The sequence below is a fragment of the Kitasatospora sp. NPDC028961 genome, from assembly GCF_055564815.1.
In genome coordinates this window covers 37060-50758 of sequence record NZ_JBVHVO010000042.1, presented here as the reverse complement: position 1 = coordinate 50758, position 13699 = coordinate 37060, and the positions used below count along the sequence as shown (strand labels likewise).

Genomic DNA, 13699 nt, shown 5'->3' with positions numbered 1-13699 from the left:
ACCACCACCGCCGCGACGGCGATAGCCGCGCCGGCCCCGAGCGTCAGGGCGAACACCAGCGCACCCGCTAGTCCCCCCCCCCCCCCCCCCCACTCCCCCCCCCCCCCCCCCCCCCCCCCCCCCCCCACCCCCCACCCCCCCCCCTCCCCCCCCCCCCGGCCGCGTCAGCCCCCGCGCTTCCAGAGCCCCCGGTCGGCGAGGAGCGGCAGGACGTTCTCGCCGACCCAGTACGCCTCCTCCAGGTGCGGCGCCCCGGAGAGGACGAACTCGTCGATGCCCAGCCGGTGGTACTCCTCGATCCGGTCGGCCACCTCGTGATGGCCGCCCACCAGGGCGGTGCCCGCGCCGCCGCGCACCAGGCCGATCCCGGCCCACAGGTTGGGCGCGATCTCCAGCCGGTCGGTCGAGCCGCCGTGCAGCAGGCGCATCCGCCGCTGCCCCTCGGACTCGCTGCGGGCGAGCGCCTCCTGGGTGGCGGCGATCCGCGCCGGGGCCATCCCGGCGAGCAGGCGCCCGGCCTCCGCCCACGCCGCCTCCGGGGTGTCCCGGGTGATGACGTGGAGCCGGATGCCGAACCGCGGACTGCGGCCGTGCCCGGCGGCGAGCGCGCGGATGCGCCGGATCGTCCCGGCCACCATGGCGGGCGGCTCGCCCCAGGTGAGGTAGACGTCGGCGTGGCGGGCGGCGACCTCGGCGGCCTCGGGGGAGGAACCGCCGAAGTACACCTCGGGGACGGGCTCCGGCAGCCGGGTCAACCGGGCGCCCTCGACCCGGAGGTGGGCGCCCCGGTGGTCGACCCGTTCACCGCGCCAGAGCCGGCCGGTGATGTCCAGGAACTCCCCGGTGCGGGCGTAGCGGCCCGCCTTGTCGAGGAAGTCCCCGTACGCGCGCTGCTCGGCGGACTCGCCGCCGGTGACGACGTTGAGCAGTAGCCGGCCGCCCGACTGGTTCTGGTAGCTCGCGGCCATCTGGGCGGCCAGCGTCGGGCTGAGCTGGCCGGGCCGGAAGGCCACCAGGTACTTCAGCCGTTCGGTGACCCGGGTGAGCATCGCCGTGGTCAGCCAGGCGTCCTCGCACCAGGCGCCGGTCGGCGTCAGTGCTCCGGTGAAGCCCAACTGCTCGGCGGTGCGGGCGATCTGGCCCAGGTAGGCGATGCTCGGCGGGCGGTCCGACCCGGCCCGGCCGGGGACGGAGCCGTGGCCGCCGCCGACGACGTGCCGGCTGTCGCCGGTCGTCGGCAGGAACCAGTGGGCGGTCAGCGCCATGGCGGCTCAGTCCTCCCGTGCCGGGGTGAACCCGCCGTAGCCGCCGTCGTGGTGGACCAGCGGCGGCCCGCCGGCGGTGTCGACGGCCAGCACCTCGCCGACGACCAGCAGGTGGTCCCCGACCGGCTGGAGCAGCACCGGACGGGCCGTCAGCCGGGCCGCGGCGCCCGCCAGGACCGGCGTGCCGTAAGGGCCGCGCCGCCAGTCCGCACCGGCGAACCGGTCGATGCCGCTGCGGGCGAACCGGTTCGCCAGCTCCTGCTGGTCGTCGCGCAGGATGTGCACGGTGAAGGCCTCGGCGTCCCGTACCGCGGGCGCGGCCGAGGCGGTGGCCGACAGGTAGAAGGACACCAGGGCGGGTTCCAGGCTCACCGAGGTGAACGAGGTGGCGGTGAAGCCGGCGTGGCCGCCGGGGCCCGCCACGGTGATCACCGTGACGCCGGCCGCGTGCCGGCGCAGGGCGCTGCGGAGCAGGTCGGCTCCGCGGGGGCCGGCGAGCGCGGGCCGCTCGTCGAGGGTGGTCATGCCGGGTCTCCTTCCAGGACGGACGGTCGGGGCGTGCGCCCGCCCGGGGCGGTGGCGCCGGTGTCGCCGGCGCCGGACGGGTCGGTGGTGACGAGCTGGGCGGGCAGGTGCGGGCCGCCGCGCAGTCGCTCCAGCCACTGGACGACGGCGGCCGCGACGCTGCGGTGGGCGGCGTCGTTGAGCGCGTCGTGCCGGCCGTCGGCGACCAGCACGAGTGCGGCGGCCAGCCGGCCGGCGAACCACCGGGCGGTGGCGGGCGGTGACACCGGGTCGGCGGCGCCGTGCACCACCAGGGCCGGTACGCCGGGGGCAGCGGTCTCGGCCGCCGCGGCGAGGGCGGCGGGGACGCCCCGGCCGAGCGCGCCCGGCCGGAAGTCCGGGTCGGCGGCCAGCAGGCCCCGGTGCGCCGGGCAGGACGTCCGGGCGCCGAGCTCGTCCGTCCAGGTGGCGCCGTCGCCGCCGCTGCCGGGAGTCGGGGGCAGGCCGACGAGCAGCAGCCCGTCGGCGGCGGCGGCTCCGGCGGCGGCCAGGGCGAGCAGCGCGCCGGAGTCCGAGCCCGCCAGCACCACGGGGGTGCCGGGCGGCGCGGTGGCGCGGGCGCGTGTCACCGCGCCGGTCAGGTCCGGTGGCTCGCCCTCGATGTCGGCCGAGGCCCGGGCGACCACGCGGTAACCGTCGAAGGCCAGCCGGCGGCCGAAGCGGGCGTACACGCCCGGGTGCTCACCGCGGCCGGGCAGCAGCAGGACGGTGCCGCGCACGGTGACGCCGCCGGCGGGCTCCCAGACCGGGGACGACGGGTCGGTGGCCGTGGCCGTGGCCGGGGGAGGGCCGGCGGTGGCGGTGGTCATCGGGCCGCACCGGCCACCGCACCGGCCACCGCGACGGCGGCCGCGGTCCGCTCGGCCTGCTCGGCCTCGGCGGCGCGGGCCGCGCGGGCGTCCCGGCGGGCGACCTCCTGGCGGACCAGCGGGATGAGCTCCCGGCCGTAGTCGAGGGCGTCGTCCAGCGGGTCGTAGCCGCGGATCAGCAGCGTGGTGGCGCCGAGGTCGACGTAGTCCAGCAGGGCCTGGGCGACCGTCTCCGGCGTGCCGACCAGGGCGGTCGAGTTCCCGGCGGCGCCGGTCGCCGCGGCCGGGGCCGTCCACAGCGCCCGGTCGTGCCGGTCGCCCTTGGCGGCGGCGGCCAGCAGGCGCTGGGAGCCGACGTTCTGCGGGGTGGCCCCCGGTCCGGTCGGCAGGATCGGACGGCGGCCCCCGAAGGCGTCGCCGCGCTCCTTGATGGTGGCCAGGACGCGGTGGGCGCGGTCCCAGGCCTCCTCCTCGGTGCGGCCGAGGATCGGGCGGAAGGAGACGCTGATCCCCTGCACGTCGCCGCGGCCGGCGGCGGTGGCGGCGGCGCGGACGGAGGCGATCTGCTGGGCGGTCTCCGCGAGCGGCTCGCCCCACAGCGCGAAGGTGTCGGCGTGCTTGCCGCCGACCCGGTAGGCGGCCTCGGAGGAGCCGCCGAAGAACAGCGGGATGCGGGGCTGCTGGGCGGGCCGCACCTCCGACCGGAAGTCGGCGAGGCGGTAGTACGGGCCCTCGTGGTCGAAGGGCCCTTCGGCCGTCCAGGCCCGGGTCAGGACGGTCAGGTAGTCGTCGGTGCGGGCGTAGCGCTCGTCCTTGGTCAGGTAGTCCCCGTCGCGGCGCTGCTCGGCGTCGTGGCCGCCGGTGATGATGTGGACGGCGACCCGGCCGCCGGAGAACTGGTCCAGGGTCGCGAAGGTCCGGGCGGCGACCGTCGGCGCGACGAAGCCGGGGCGGTGCGCGATCAGCAGGCCCAGCCGCTCGGTGTTCGCGGCGGCGAACGCGGCGACCTGGTTGGGGTCGGGACTGGCCGACGAGTGCGCGACCAGGATGCGGTCGAAGCCGGCCTCCTCGTGGGCCCGGGCGAACCGGCGGGTGTAGTCGGGGTCGACCACCGGGCCGTACGCGGGCCGGGTCTCGGAGACGTCGTGGGTGGAGATCATGCCGATGAACTCGACGGGCATGGCGAAGTGCCTTTCGTAGCAGGGTGATCGGAGGAGCGGTTCGGGGGAGCGGTTCGGGGGTTCGGGTCAGGCGAGCGGCGGCCGGAGCAGGGCGGCCCGCCCCCGGGCGAGCAGCACGGTGTCGTCCTGCGGGGTGTGCACCCGGCCGCACAGCACGTCGCGCAGGTGGCGCTGGAGCGGGTGGTGCCGGGTCAGCCCGTGGTTGCCGACCAGCGCGACGGCCCGCTGGACGGAGTCGACGGCGGCGCGGGTGCCGAGCAGCTTCGCGCCGGGCGACTCCTCGGCTGCCTGCGGGTCGCCCGCGTCGACGGCCGTGGCCAGGGCGGTCACCAGCCGTTCGGCGCCGCCGAGTTCGACGTCGATCAGGCCCAGCTCCTGCTGGAACCGGGGCAGGCTCGCCAGCGGCGCGCCCAGGGCGCTCGGGGTCCGCTCGTGCAGGAAGCCGGTGAGCCAGGTCTGTGCCGCGCGGGCGACGCCCAGGTAGAGCGCGGTCAGGCCGAGCGCGTTCCAGGCGCCGCCGAGCGGGTCGCGGCCGCCGTCCGGCGCGGGCGCGGCGAGCCGGGCGGTGTGGTCGAGCGGGACGGGTACCGCGTCCAGCACCACGTCGTCGCTGCGGCTGGCCCGCAGGCCCAGGTGGTCCCAGGTGGGTTCGACGGTGAGGCCGGGCAGGTCACCGCGGACCAGGAACGAGCCGACCCGGGGCTCGGGTTCGTCGGTGCGGGCCCACACCAGCAACCAGCGCAGCGCGGGTGCGCCGGTGGAGAAGGTCTTGCGCCCGGTCAGTTCCCAGCGGTCGCCGCGCCGCCTGGCCACCGTGGCCGGCAGCCCGCCGCGGACGGGGGTGCCGAGTTCCGGCTCCACCCGGACGTGGTTGACCAGGGTCGGGCGCTCGGCGGACTCGGCGAGCAGCTGCGCCAGCGGGCCGGCCGGCCAGTGGGGTGCCCGGGCCTCGGCCGCATGGACGAACAGGGTCATCGCGGTGACCAGGGCGACCGCCGGGTCGCCCGCGCCGAGGGCGTGCAGGATGCGGACGGTGTCGGCGAGACCGCGGCCGGGGCCGCCGTGCCGTTCGGCGACGGTCGCGGTGAGCAGACCGGCCCGGTGGACGAGCGCGACGCCCTCGGTGGGGAAGGTGGCGTCCCGGTCGTGCTCGGCGGCGCGCGCCGCGAGGGCGGCGGTCAGGGCGGGCAGGCCGTCGAGGTCGGGCGGCGGGGGCGCCGGTCGGGCGGGGGCGGTCGGTGCCTGGGTCATCGGGCGTGCTCCGGGTCGGGGGTGGCGGCGGGTGGGGGGAACGCTCGGCGGGGCAGCCGGGCCCGCCAGTCGGGGCTGTGGTGGCAGGCGGCGGCGTGGCCCGCGTCGTTGGCGGTGGCGCCCCCGGTGGGCGGGCCGAGCGGCGGGACCACCGCGCAGGCCGCGTCCGCGAACGGGCACCGGTGCGCGAAGGCGCAGCCGTCGGCCGCCGCGACTCCGGTGGACCCGGCGGGCGTTCGCAGGAGCCGCAGTTCGGCTCGGCGCGCCGGGTCCGGGCCCGGCGCGGAGGCGGCCAGCAGCGCGCTGTACGGGTGCCGGGGGCTGTCCAGCACCGCCTCCGCCGGGCCCTGTTCGACGATCCGGCCGCGGTAGAGGACGGCGATCCGGTCGGCGATGCCCGCCAGCGAGTCGAGGTCGTGCGAGATCACCACCACCGCCAGGCCCAGCTCGTGGCGGAGCCGGTCGAGCAGCCGCAGCACGTGGTTGCGGTTGGAGGCGTCCAGGGCGCTGACCGGTTCGTCGGCCAGCAGCAGCCTGGGCCGTCCGACGACCGCCCGGGCCAGGGCGACCCGTTGGCGCTGCCCGCCGGACAGTGCGCCCGGGGTGCGGGCGGCGAGCGCGGGGTCCAGGCCGACCCGGTCGAGCGCCTCCCGCACCCGCGGTCCGCGTTCGGCCCGGGGCACGCCCGCCACGGCGAGCGGTTCGCCGACCAGCCGGTCGACCGTCAGGTCGGGGTCGAGGGAGCGCAGCGGATCCTGGAACATGTACTGCACCGCGCCGGTCCGCCGGGCCGCCCGCAGGGCACGGCCGCGCAGCGCGGTGCGGTCGGCGCCGTCCACGGTGATCCGGCCGGCGGTGACGGGCGCGAGCCCGGCCACGGCCCGGGCCAGCGTGGTCTTCCCGGAGCCGGTCTCGCCGATGATGCCCAGGATCTCGCCGGCGCGCGCCTCCAGGTCGACGCCGGTCAGGACGGGGGTGCGGCCGTAGTGGACGTCGAGGCCCTCGACGCGCAGGGTGGCGGCCGCCGGACCGGCCTGGGCGGCCGGGAGGGTCGGGGCGGTGGCGGTGCTCATACCGGGACCTCCGTTCGTTCGAGGGCGTCCGTTCGTCCGGAGGCGCCGGTGAGGGACAGTTCTCCGGCGCGCAGGCAGCGCACCGCCCGGCCGTCGGCGCGGGGGAGCGGCGTGAGCGGGACGCCCTGCCCGGTGCAGGCGGCGGTGGCGTACTCGCAGCGGGGGGCGAAGCGGCAGCCCGGTCCGGCCGTGCCGGGCTCGGGCGGCCGCCCAGGGATGACGGCGAGTTCCCGGCGGGCGCGCCGGCCCGGCGCGGCGACCCGCAGCAGCGCCTCCGTGTACGGGTGCGCGGGGGAGGCGACCACGTCGGCGGTGCGGCCCTCCTCGACGACCTCGCCGGCGTACAGGACGACGATCCGGTCGCAGACCTCGGCGACCACGGCCAGGTCGTGACTGACCAGCAGGAGGGCCAGCGCGTGCCGGTCGCGCAACCCGGCCAGCAGGTCCAGCACCTCGGCCTGGACGACGGTGTCCAGCGCGGTGGTGGCCTCGTCGGCGACCAGCAGCTGCGGGTCGCCGGAGATCGCGACCGCGATCAGGACCCGCTGGAGCATGCCGCCGGAGAGCTCGTGCGGGTAGCTGTCGTGCACCCGCTCCGGGTCGTGCAGGCCGACGGCCTCGAAGAGTTCCACCGCCCGTCGGCGGGCCGCGGGCCGGGACAGCCCGCCGCGGCGCAGCGGCTCGCCGAGCTGGCGCCCGACGGTGAGGGTGGGGTTCAGGTACGAGCCCGGGTCCTGGAACACGGCGCCGAGCCGGCTGCCGCGCACCTCCCGCCACTGGCGGTCGGTCAGGGCGGTGAGGTCCGCTGCGGGCCGCGCCCCGGCGGCGCCGGTCGAGCCGCCGAGGACGATCCGTCCGGCGGCGACGGAGACCCCGGGCGCGGGCAGGCCCAGCACCGAGCGGCAGGTGAGGGTCTTGCCGCTGCCGGACTCGCCGACCAGTCCGACGGCCTCGCCGGGGAACACCTCGAACGAGACGTCCCGGACGGCCTCGGTGCGGCCGTGGCCGACGGTCACGTGCAGGCCCTCCACCCGCAGGGTGGCGGTGCGGTCAGGCGGGGTGGGGGGCACGGTCGTGCTCCTTCCGTTCCGGTCCGGTCGGCGCGGGCAGTGGTGCGGCCTGGGCCCCGGCGGCGCCGCGGCCCGCGCGGGCGCCCGCCGCCCGCTTCGCCGCGGCACGGCTCCGGCGGCCGGTGGCGACGGCGCCGGTGCGGTCGGCGTCGGCGAGGACGTCGGCGAGCAGGTTCAGCGCTCCGACGGTGAGCATGATCAGGACGGCGGGCGGGACGGGCGCCCACGGCTGCTGGGCCAGGAAGCCGAGATCGCCGGCCAGCATGCCGCCCCAGGTCGGGGCCGGCGGCTGGACACCGATCCCGAGGAAGGTGAGCGAGGCGACCGTGAGCAGCCCGGTGGCCAGCGCGTGCGCGGTGGTGACGGCGACGGTCGGCAGCACCTTGCGCCAGACGTGAACCCGCAGGATCCAGGCCCGGGAGGCGCCCATCAGCTCGGCCGCCTCGACGTACTGGGCGCGGTCGAGGCCGAGCGCGGCGGCCCGGGTGACGCGGAAGAACAGCGGCGAGAGCAGCACGCCGAGCGCCAGCATCGCCTGGTGGAGCCCGTTGCCGAGCAGACCGACGGCGGCGATCGCGAAGAGCGTGAACGGCAGCGTCATCAGGGAGTCCACGGCGCGCAGCACCAGCCAGGAGCCGGCCGCGCCGAACCGTACCGACAGCAGGCCGGGGACGACCCCGAGCAGGGCGGCGACGGCCACCGCCTCGACGGCGGCGAGCACCGAGAGCCCGGTGCCGGCCAGCAGCCGGCTCAGCACGTCGCGACCCAGGTAGTCGGTGCCGAGCAGGTCGTCCGCGCCGGGGCCGCCCAGCACGTGGGCGGTGTCCTGGGCCAGCGGGTCCGCCGGGGCGAGCCACCCGCCGGCCAGGGCCAGCAGCAGGACGACGGCCAGTACGGCGCAGGCGGCGCGGGCGACCGGTACCCGCAGGGCGGTGCGCGGGGAGTTCACCGGGCCCCTCCCGTCGCCGGCACCGCGTGCCCGCCCGGCCGCGGCCCGCGGCGGGCCGCCGGGTTGAGCGCGAGGAGGAGGGTGTCGACGGCCAGGTTGGCCGCCAGGACGACCGCGACGGTGACCAGCAGGGTGCCCTGGATCACCGGCACGTCGTGCTGTTCGGCGGCGCGGAGCGAGAGCTGGGCGATGCCCGGCAGGTTGAAGATGCGTTCGGTGACCACGGCGCCGCCGATGAGGACCGGCACGCTCATGCCGAGCACCGTGACGGCCGGTCCGGCGGCGTTGCGCAGCGCGTGGCCGAACAGCACCCGGCGGCCGGACAGGCCCCGCATCAGGGCGCCGGTCGCGTAGTTGCGGCGCAGCTCCGCGACGAGCGAGGTCCGCAGCTGGCGGGCGATCCCGGCGGCGGCGTCCAGGCTGAGGGCCAACGCGGGCAGCAGCGCGAACCGCAGCCACTCGCCGGGCTGTTGCGAGAACGGCACGTAGCCGCCGGAGGGCAGCAGCCGCAGCTGGACGGCGACCAGGGTGATCAGGCCGATCGCGATCACGAAGGCGGGCAGGGTGCCGAGCAGGGTGCAGACGGCGGTGATCGCGCGGTCCAGCCGGCCGCCGTTGTCGAGCGCCGCCGCGATGCCCGCCGCGCCGCCCAGCAGGACGGCCAGCAGCAGGGCCAGCCCGGCGACGGAGAGGTCGACCGGCAGCGCGGTGGCGATCGAGTCGGCGACCGGCACGGTGGTGAACCAGGAGGTCCCGAGGTCGCCGCCGACCGCGTCCGCCAGCCAGTGGCCGTACTGCTCCGGCAGCGGCCGGTCCAGGCCGAACTCGTGGTCCAGCCGGGCGATGTCGGCCGCGGTGGCGGTGTCGCCGAGGACGGCGGCGGCCGGGTTGGCGTCCGAGAGGGCACCCAGGCCGAAGGTGAGCAGCGAGGAGAGCAGGAAGACGGTGGCGGTGCCCGCGAGCACCCGCCCGAGTGAGCGCGGGGCGCGCGCCGCCCGGCGGGCGAGCGGGCCCGCCCGCCGGGCGCCCGCGTGCGGCAAAACGGCGCTCACGACGCGGTCACCCCCTCGAACCGCTGCACCACCGTGAACGCGGGGATCGGCGAGACCGACTTCCGCCGGGCCAGCAGCCGGGGGACGCTGTAGAGGAAGGTGTTGGGCATCGTGCGCACCGCGAGCGCGGTCGCCGCCTGGAGGACCTTCGGGTACTCCGGCGAGTCCAGCGGGGTGCGCGAGACCTGCGCGACGGCGGCGGCCAGCTCCGGCGGGGTGCGCCGGCCCGGGTTCATCAGGCCCTGCTCGCCGAAGAGCACCTGGAAGGCCTGCGCCGCGGAGTCGCGGCCCGCGAACTGGTCGGTGAACAGGGCGCGGGCGTGCTGGATGTAGACGATCTGGGTGGCCTGCGCCGCCGGGACGACGTCGATGGTGGCCCGGATGCCGACCTCCTTCAGCTGGGCCTGGAGCTGCTCGGGCAGCCCTTGCGCGGCCGTGGTGGTGACGGTGAGGTCGACGCCGTCGGGGTGGCCGGCCGCCGTGAGCAGCGCCCGCGCCTTCGCCGGGTCGTAGCGGTAGAGGTCGGCCGAACCGGGGTCGTGGCCGACGTAACCCTTCGGGAACGGCTGGTAGTTCACCTCGCCGTAGCCGAAGAGCTGGGTCTTGAGCAGGGCCTCGCGGTCGATCGCGAACTTGAGCGCCTCGACCACCCGGGGGTCGTCGAACGGCGCCTTCTCGACGTTGACGTCCAGGACCGCCACCACCAGGGACGGGATCACCTGGACCTCCAGGCCCGCCGCCTTGGCCGCGGCGACCTGGCTGCCGGGGATCTGGGCCACGTCGAACTGCCCGGACTGCAGCCCGGCGACCACGGTGGCGGTGTCCGGCAGCGGGTAGAGCTCGAAGTTCTCCAACTTGATCGCGGGCGCGTCCCAGTAGCCGGGGTTGCGCCGCAGGACGGCCTTGGCGTTCTGCGTGTAGGAGGTGAGGGTGAACGGCCCGGCGCCCGCCGGGCGGGTGGCCAGCCCGGCGGCGTCCGACTCGAAGGCCTTCGGGTTGACGACCAGGCCGGTCTTGCCGGCGAGCAGGTTGGGGATCTGGTAGTCGGGCGAGGACAGGTGGAGCACCACGGTCCGCGGGTCGGGTGCGGACACCTCGCGGACTCCGGTGAGCTGCGGGGCGACCAGGGACTTGGCCTCGGTACGGCCGCGGTCCAGGCTCTTCTTGACGGCCGTGGCGTCCAGCGGGCTGCCGTCGGCGAAGGTCAGCCCGGGGCGCAGGGTGAAGGTGACCTCACTGCCGTCGGCGCTGAACGCCCAGGCCGAGGCCAGGGCCGGGACGGCGGTGCCCTGCTCGTCGAGCTTGGTGAGGCCCGCGTAGACCAGCGACAGCGCGTGGACGTCCCAGCCGGCCGAGGAGAACACCGGGTCCCACGAAGTCGGCAGCGCCCAGCCCCACTTGAGGGTGCCGCCGGGGCCGCCGCCGGCCGTTCCGGCCTGGCCGGGAGCGGCGCACGCGGCGAGGGCGAGGGAGGCGCCGAGCCCGAGGCCGAGGCCGAGCAGGGAACGTCTGCCGAGGAGCGGGCGGTCGGCGGGGGAGCTGGTCATGACGGTTGGTCACCTTTCGGAGGGTGCGCGTCGGAGGGTGCGCGGCCGTGCCGGGCCGTGCCATGCCGTGGGCATGGGGCGGGTGCGGGTCCGGGACGGCCGGCGGCACGGGGGTGTGGGGCGGAGCGGGGCGGTGGAGGGTGCGCCGCACCGGGCCGACCGAGGCCGGACGGGTGCGTGCGGGGCGGCGGGGCCGGGCGCGGGTGGGCCCGTCGGGCCGGGTGTCACCCGGGTGGCGCGGGGGCGGGCCGGCCGGTGCGGTACCGGCCCGGCCGGGCACCGGGGACGCGTGGTCCCGGGTCAGGGCCCGTACGAGCGGTTCGGCCGGGCCGGCCGGGGCTCGGCGGCGCGGTGGCCGCCGGGTCCGGACGCGGTCAACAACAGAGGGCGCTGCTGATGCGTCGGTGACTCGTCCAGCGGCGCACCGGGAGGGGGTGCGTGGAGGTCATGGACTCATCCTGGCCAGGTCAGCGGCCTGCTGTCAATGGACACCAAAAGGTGTCTCTTTGCTGCGGGGGGTGCTGCAACACGCCCTCAACACGCCGTTCACGCGGGGCCGTTGCGACGCCCACGGAGCGCCGTTGCCCCACCCGGCCAGAGTCGTACGGGGCCGCGCCGTGTGACGTCTTCGCCGCTTGCCGCGGCCGGTCCCGGCAGGTGGGACGCGTTCGTCCGGCACGGGTTCCGGAGGACGCGGGGGCGATGTCCGGGGCCCCTCAGCCGTGGTCGGGGGAGCGGCGGGCCGCCGTGAAGGCGGGCCCGGAGCGTTCCTGCGGATGGAGCAGGACGTCCCCGTTCGCGGTCGGCACCCGCAGCGTGCCGGCCGGCAGCCCACCGGTCGCACCGGCCAGCTCGGGCCCGGTCAGACTCCGGTACCGCGCCAGGAGCCGCGCGGCCGTGGGGGCGCCGTCCACCGCCGGCAACGGCGCGGGGGAGACCGCCGCCAGCGCGGACCGGTACTCGTCCGTGGTCCGCCAGCCCGGCACCACCCGCCGCCCGCGCGGCCCGGTGAACACCACGGTCGGCAGCGCGTACCGGTGGCCGCCGTCCTCGGTCTCCTTCGCCGCCCCGGGGTGCGGGCCGTCCCCGCGCAGACCGATCACCTCCGGCAGCGGCCGCCTGGCCTCGGCACGGTCGCGGCGGATCCGCGCCCGGACGGCCTCGGAGGCCAGATCGGCGTGCAGCCGCGCCTCGTCGAGGCCGGGCACCCCCGCCACCGCCGCGCGCACCCGTTCCGGAGTGTCGGCGGGTTCGCCGAGGACGAAGACGCTCTCCCGCAGCCGGCGCAGCACCCGCTCGGCGACCAGCGGGCCCTGGGCCTCGGCTGCCGCCGCGGCCAGCGAGGCGGGGCGGCTGCTCGCCGCCACCCAGCCCAGTCGGAGGGCGCGCGGCGCGCCCGCGTGGTCGGTGATCCGCTCCACGTACCGCGCGTACCAGGCCGTCTCGGCGGCGGCGTCCGGAGCCGGCTCCTCGTCGTCGTCGAACAGGGCGCCGAAGACCCGGCGGTGCCGGCCGAGCCCCGCCGCCTCGCGGAGCAGGGCGCGCAGCCGCGGCTCGGCCGCCCAGGACCACGGGCACATCGGGTCGGTGTACTCCACGATCTCGACCCCGGACCCCGGTGCGGCCGCCGCCCCGGCCCCGGCCGGCGTGCTCACGCGGTCGCCACCCGCTCGCCGGAGCGCACCAGCCCGGCCACGGTCATGCCCGACAGGATCTCCACCGCGCGCTCCTCGACGCTGCGCCAGACCGAGGGCAGTCCGTGGGCCGGGCCCGGGTAGTCGAGTGCGGCGAGCGGCTCGCCGCGCAGGGTTATCACCTCGCCGTCCACCGCGCGGACCACGTCCAACAGGGTGATCTCCTCGGCCGCCCGGCCGAGCCAGTAGCCGCCCTCACAGCCGCGCTGGCTGCGGACCAGCCCGGCCCGTCGCAGTTCACCCACCACGGACTTGAGGAAGCGGAACGGGATGCCCTGGGAGGCGGCGATGGCCTCGCAGGTGAGGGGGCGCGAGGTGTCGCAGGCGAGCTCGACCAGCGCCCGGGCGGCGTAGTCGGCCTTGGCGGAGATGTGCATGCACCCGAGTATCCCTTGGTCGGCACGGTGCTCAAGTGCCTTGTCCGCCAAGGGCGGGGCCCGACGCGCGCGAAAGGACACCTCTTGACATCCTTTCGCCGCCGGGCTTACCGTCCGATGCCATCCGGCGCGGGCCGCCGGTCGCCGGGTGCCGCGCGCCGGTCGTCGGGTGCCGCACGCCGAGCGGCGGTGCCGTTCCGCCCCCCGGTGCGGCCGCCGGGCATCCTTCCGCGCCCGCCACGCCCCTTCCGACCCGACCGAGGAGCACCATGTCCGCCGACTCCCACCCGCACGACCCCGCGCCCGCCCCCTCCGGCGAGGAGACGGCCGTCGTCACGGAGGCGGGCACCGGCTTCCACCCGCACCTGCACGGCACGGACGCCGCCGCCACCGGACTGCGGGCCCGGCTGCACCACGTCCGGGCCGGTGAACTGGACGGCGACACCGCCCAGACCGGCGGGATGCGGCGGTTCGCCGCGATCAGCGGACGGACGGTCGGCTCGGAGAAGCTCTGGATGGGCCAGACCCACGTCGCCCCCGCGACCGCCTCCTCGGACCACCACCACGGCGAGTCCGAGACCGCCATCCACGTCGTCAGCGGACACCCCGAGTTCGTCTTCGTCGACGACTCCTCCGGCACGCCCGAGGAGATCCGGCTGCGCACCGGCCCGGGCGACTACATCTTCGTCCCGCCCTTCGTCCCGCACCGCGAGGAGAACCCCGACCCGCACGAGGAGGCGGTCGTCGTCATCGCCCGCAGCACCCAGGAGGCCATCGTGGTCAACCTCCCCGGCCTCTACGCGCTCGGAGACGCCGGCGAGGCGTAGCGGACGGCGTTTCCCGGCCGGGCGCCGCGGTCGGGCCGCG

Annotated in this window: 13 protein-coding genes; 1 reads left to right on the top strand and 12 read right to left on the bottom strand. The window is 77.3% G+C overall.

Features of this window, described 5'->3' with window-relative positions:
* Window positions 1-164: 164 nt before the first annotated feature.
* From ACZ4UX_RS35915 to ACZ4UX_RS35860, 12 genes are all read right to left on the bottom strand, one after another.
* Window positions 165-1265: an LLM class flavin-dependent oxidoreductase gene (locus ACZ4UX_RS35915; protein ID WP_465709716.1), complete on the bottom strand. Its 1101-nt coding sequence runs from the start codon at window positions 1263-1265 to the stop codon at window positions 165-167.
* A gap of 6 nt (window positions 1266-1271) precedes the next feature.
* A complete protein-coding gene (locus tag ACZ4UX_RS35910) occupies window positions 1272-1790 on the bottom strand; it encodes a flavin reductase family protein (RefSeq protein WP_465709715.1) in 519 nt (172 codons plus the stop codon).
* Window positions 1787-2638, bottom strand: coding sequence for an alpha/beta hydrolase (locus ACZ4UX_RS35905; protein ID WP_465709714.1), 852 nt, complete (start codon window positions 2636-2638; stop codon window positions 1787-1789). The genes ACZ4UX_RS35910 and ACZ4UX_RS35905 overlap by 4 nt, the downstream gene beginning before the upstream one ends.
* A complete protein-coding gene (locus tag ACZ4UX_RS35900; protein ID WP_465709713.1) occupies window positions 2635-3819 on the bottom strand; it encodes an LLM class flavin-dependent oxidoreductase in 1185 nt (394 codons plus the stop codon). Before ACZ4UX_RS35900 ends, ACZ4UX_RS35905 begins: the two co-directional genes overlap by 4 nt.
* A gap of 66 nt (window positions 3820-3885) precedes the next feature.
* Complete coding sequence (locus ACZ4UX_RS35895) at window positions 3886-5070, bottom strand: acyl-CoA dehydrogenase family protein (RefSeq protein ID WP_465709712.1); 1185 nt, start codon at window positions 5068-5070, stop codon at window positions 3886-3888.
* A complete protein-coding gene (locus ACZ4UX_RS35890; protein ID WP_465709711.1) occupies window positions 5067-6143 on the bottom strand; it encodes an ABC transporter ATP-binding protein in 1077 nt (358 codons plus the stop codon). Before ACZ4UX_RS35890 ends, ACZ4UX_RS35895 begins: the two co-directional genes overlap by 4 nt.
* A complete protein-coding gene (locus tag ACZ4UX_RS35885) occupies window positions 6140-7213 on the bottom strand; it encodes an ABC transporter ATP-binding protein (protein WP_465709710.1) in 1074 nt (357 codons plus the stop codon). The genes ACZ4UX_RS35890 and ACZ4UX_RS35885 overlap by 4 nt, the downstream gene beginning before the upstream one ends.
* The gene (locus ACZ4UX_RS35880) at window positions 7194-8162 is read right to left on the bottom strand and encodes an ABC transporter permease (protein ID WP_465709709.1); all 969 of its coding nucleotides are present in this window, start codon (window positions 8160-8162) and stop codon (window positions 7194-7196) included. Before ACZ4UX_RS35880 ends, ACZ4UX_RS35885 begins: the two co-directional genes overlap by 20 nt.
* Window positions 8159-9214 (bottom strand): ABC transporter permease, encoded by a 1056-nt coding sequence (locus tag ACZ4UX_RS35875; protein WP_465709708.1) that lies wholly within the window; start codon window positions 9212-9214, stop codon window positions 8159-8161. Before ACZ4UX_RS35875 ends, ACZ4UX_RS35880 begins: the two co-directional genes overlap by 4 nt.
* Complete coding sequence (locus ACZ4UX_RS35870; protein ID WP_465709707.1) at window positions 9211-10761, bottom strand: ABC transporter substrate-binding protein; 1551 nt, start codon at window positions 10759-10761, stop codon at window positions 9211-9213. Before ACZ4UX_RS35870 ends, ACZ4UX_RS35875 begins: the two co-directional genes overlap by 4 nt.
* Window positions 10762-11477: 716 nt before the next feature.
* Entirely contained in the window at window positions 11478-12341 is an 864-nt protein-coding gene (locus tag ACZ4UX_RS35865) for a DsbA family protein (protein ID WP_465709721.1), read from the bottom strand.
* A gap of 71 nt (window positions 12342-12412) precedes the next feature.
* Window positions 12413-12832 (bottom strand): RrF2 family transcriptional regulator, encoded by a 420-nt coding sequence (locus ACZ4UX_RS35860; RefSeq protein WP_465709706.1) that lies wholly within the window; start codon window positions 12830-12832, stop codon window positions 12413-12415.
* A gap of 269 nt (window positions 12833-13101) precedes the next feature.
* Here ACZ4UX_RS35860 and ACZ4UX_RS35855 point away from each other — a divergent pair, with 269 nt between their 5' ends.
* Window positions 13102-13659, top strand: coding sequence for a cupin domain-containing protein (locus ACZ4UX_RS35855; RefSeq protein WP_465709705.1), 558 nt, complete (start codon window positions 13102-13104; stop codon window positions 13657-13659).
* Window positions 13660-13699: the final 40 nt, after the last annotated feature.

Excerpts from the sequence above, each read along its gene's own strand:
- ACZ4UX_RS35895 (WP_465709712.1), bottom strand. The coding sequence starts at position 5,070 with ATGACCCAGGCACCGACCGCCCCCGCCCGACCGGCGCCCCCGCCGCCC.
- ACZ4UX_RS35870 (WP_465709707.1), bottom strand. The coding sequence starts at position 10,761 with ATGACCAGCTCCCCCGCCGACCGCCCGCTCCTCGGCAGACGTTCCCTG.
- ACZ4UX_RS35890 (WP_465709711.1), bottom strand. The coding sequence starts at position 6,143 with ATGAGCACCGCCACCGCCCCGACCCTCCCGGCCGCCCAGGCCGGTCCG.
- ACZ4UX_RS35905 (WP_465709714.1), bottom strand. The coding sequence starts at position 2,638 with ATGACCACCGCCACCGCCGGCCCTCCCCCGGCCACGGCCACGGCCACC.
- ACZ4UX_RS35860 (WP_465709706.1), bottom strand. The coding sequence starts at position 12,832 with ATGCACATCTCCGCCAAGGCCGACTACGCCGCCCGGGCGCTGGTCGAG.
- ACZ4UX_RS35855 (WP_465709705.1), top strand. The coding sequence starts at position 13,102 with ATGTCCGCCGACTCCCACCCGCACGACCCCGCGCCCGCCCCCTCCGGC.
- ACZ4UX_RS35900 (WP_465709713.1), bottom strand. The coding sequence starts at position 3,819 with ATGCCCGTCGAGTTCATCGGCATGATCTCCACCCACGACGTCTCCGAG.
- ACZ4UX_RS35865 (WP_465709721.1), bottom strand. The coding sequence starts at position 12,341 with ATGTGCCCGTGGTCCTGGGCGGCCGAGCCGCGGCTGCGCGCCCTGCTC.
- ACZ4UX_RS35915 (WP_465709716.1), bottom strand. The coding sequence starts at position 1,265 with ATGGCGCTGACCGCCCACTGGTTCCTGCCGACGACCGGCGACAGCCGG.
- ACZ4UX_RS35910 (WP_465709715.1), bottom strand. The coding sequence starts at position 1,790 with ATGACCACCCTCGACGAGCGGCCCGCGCTCGCCGGCCCCCGCGGAGCC.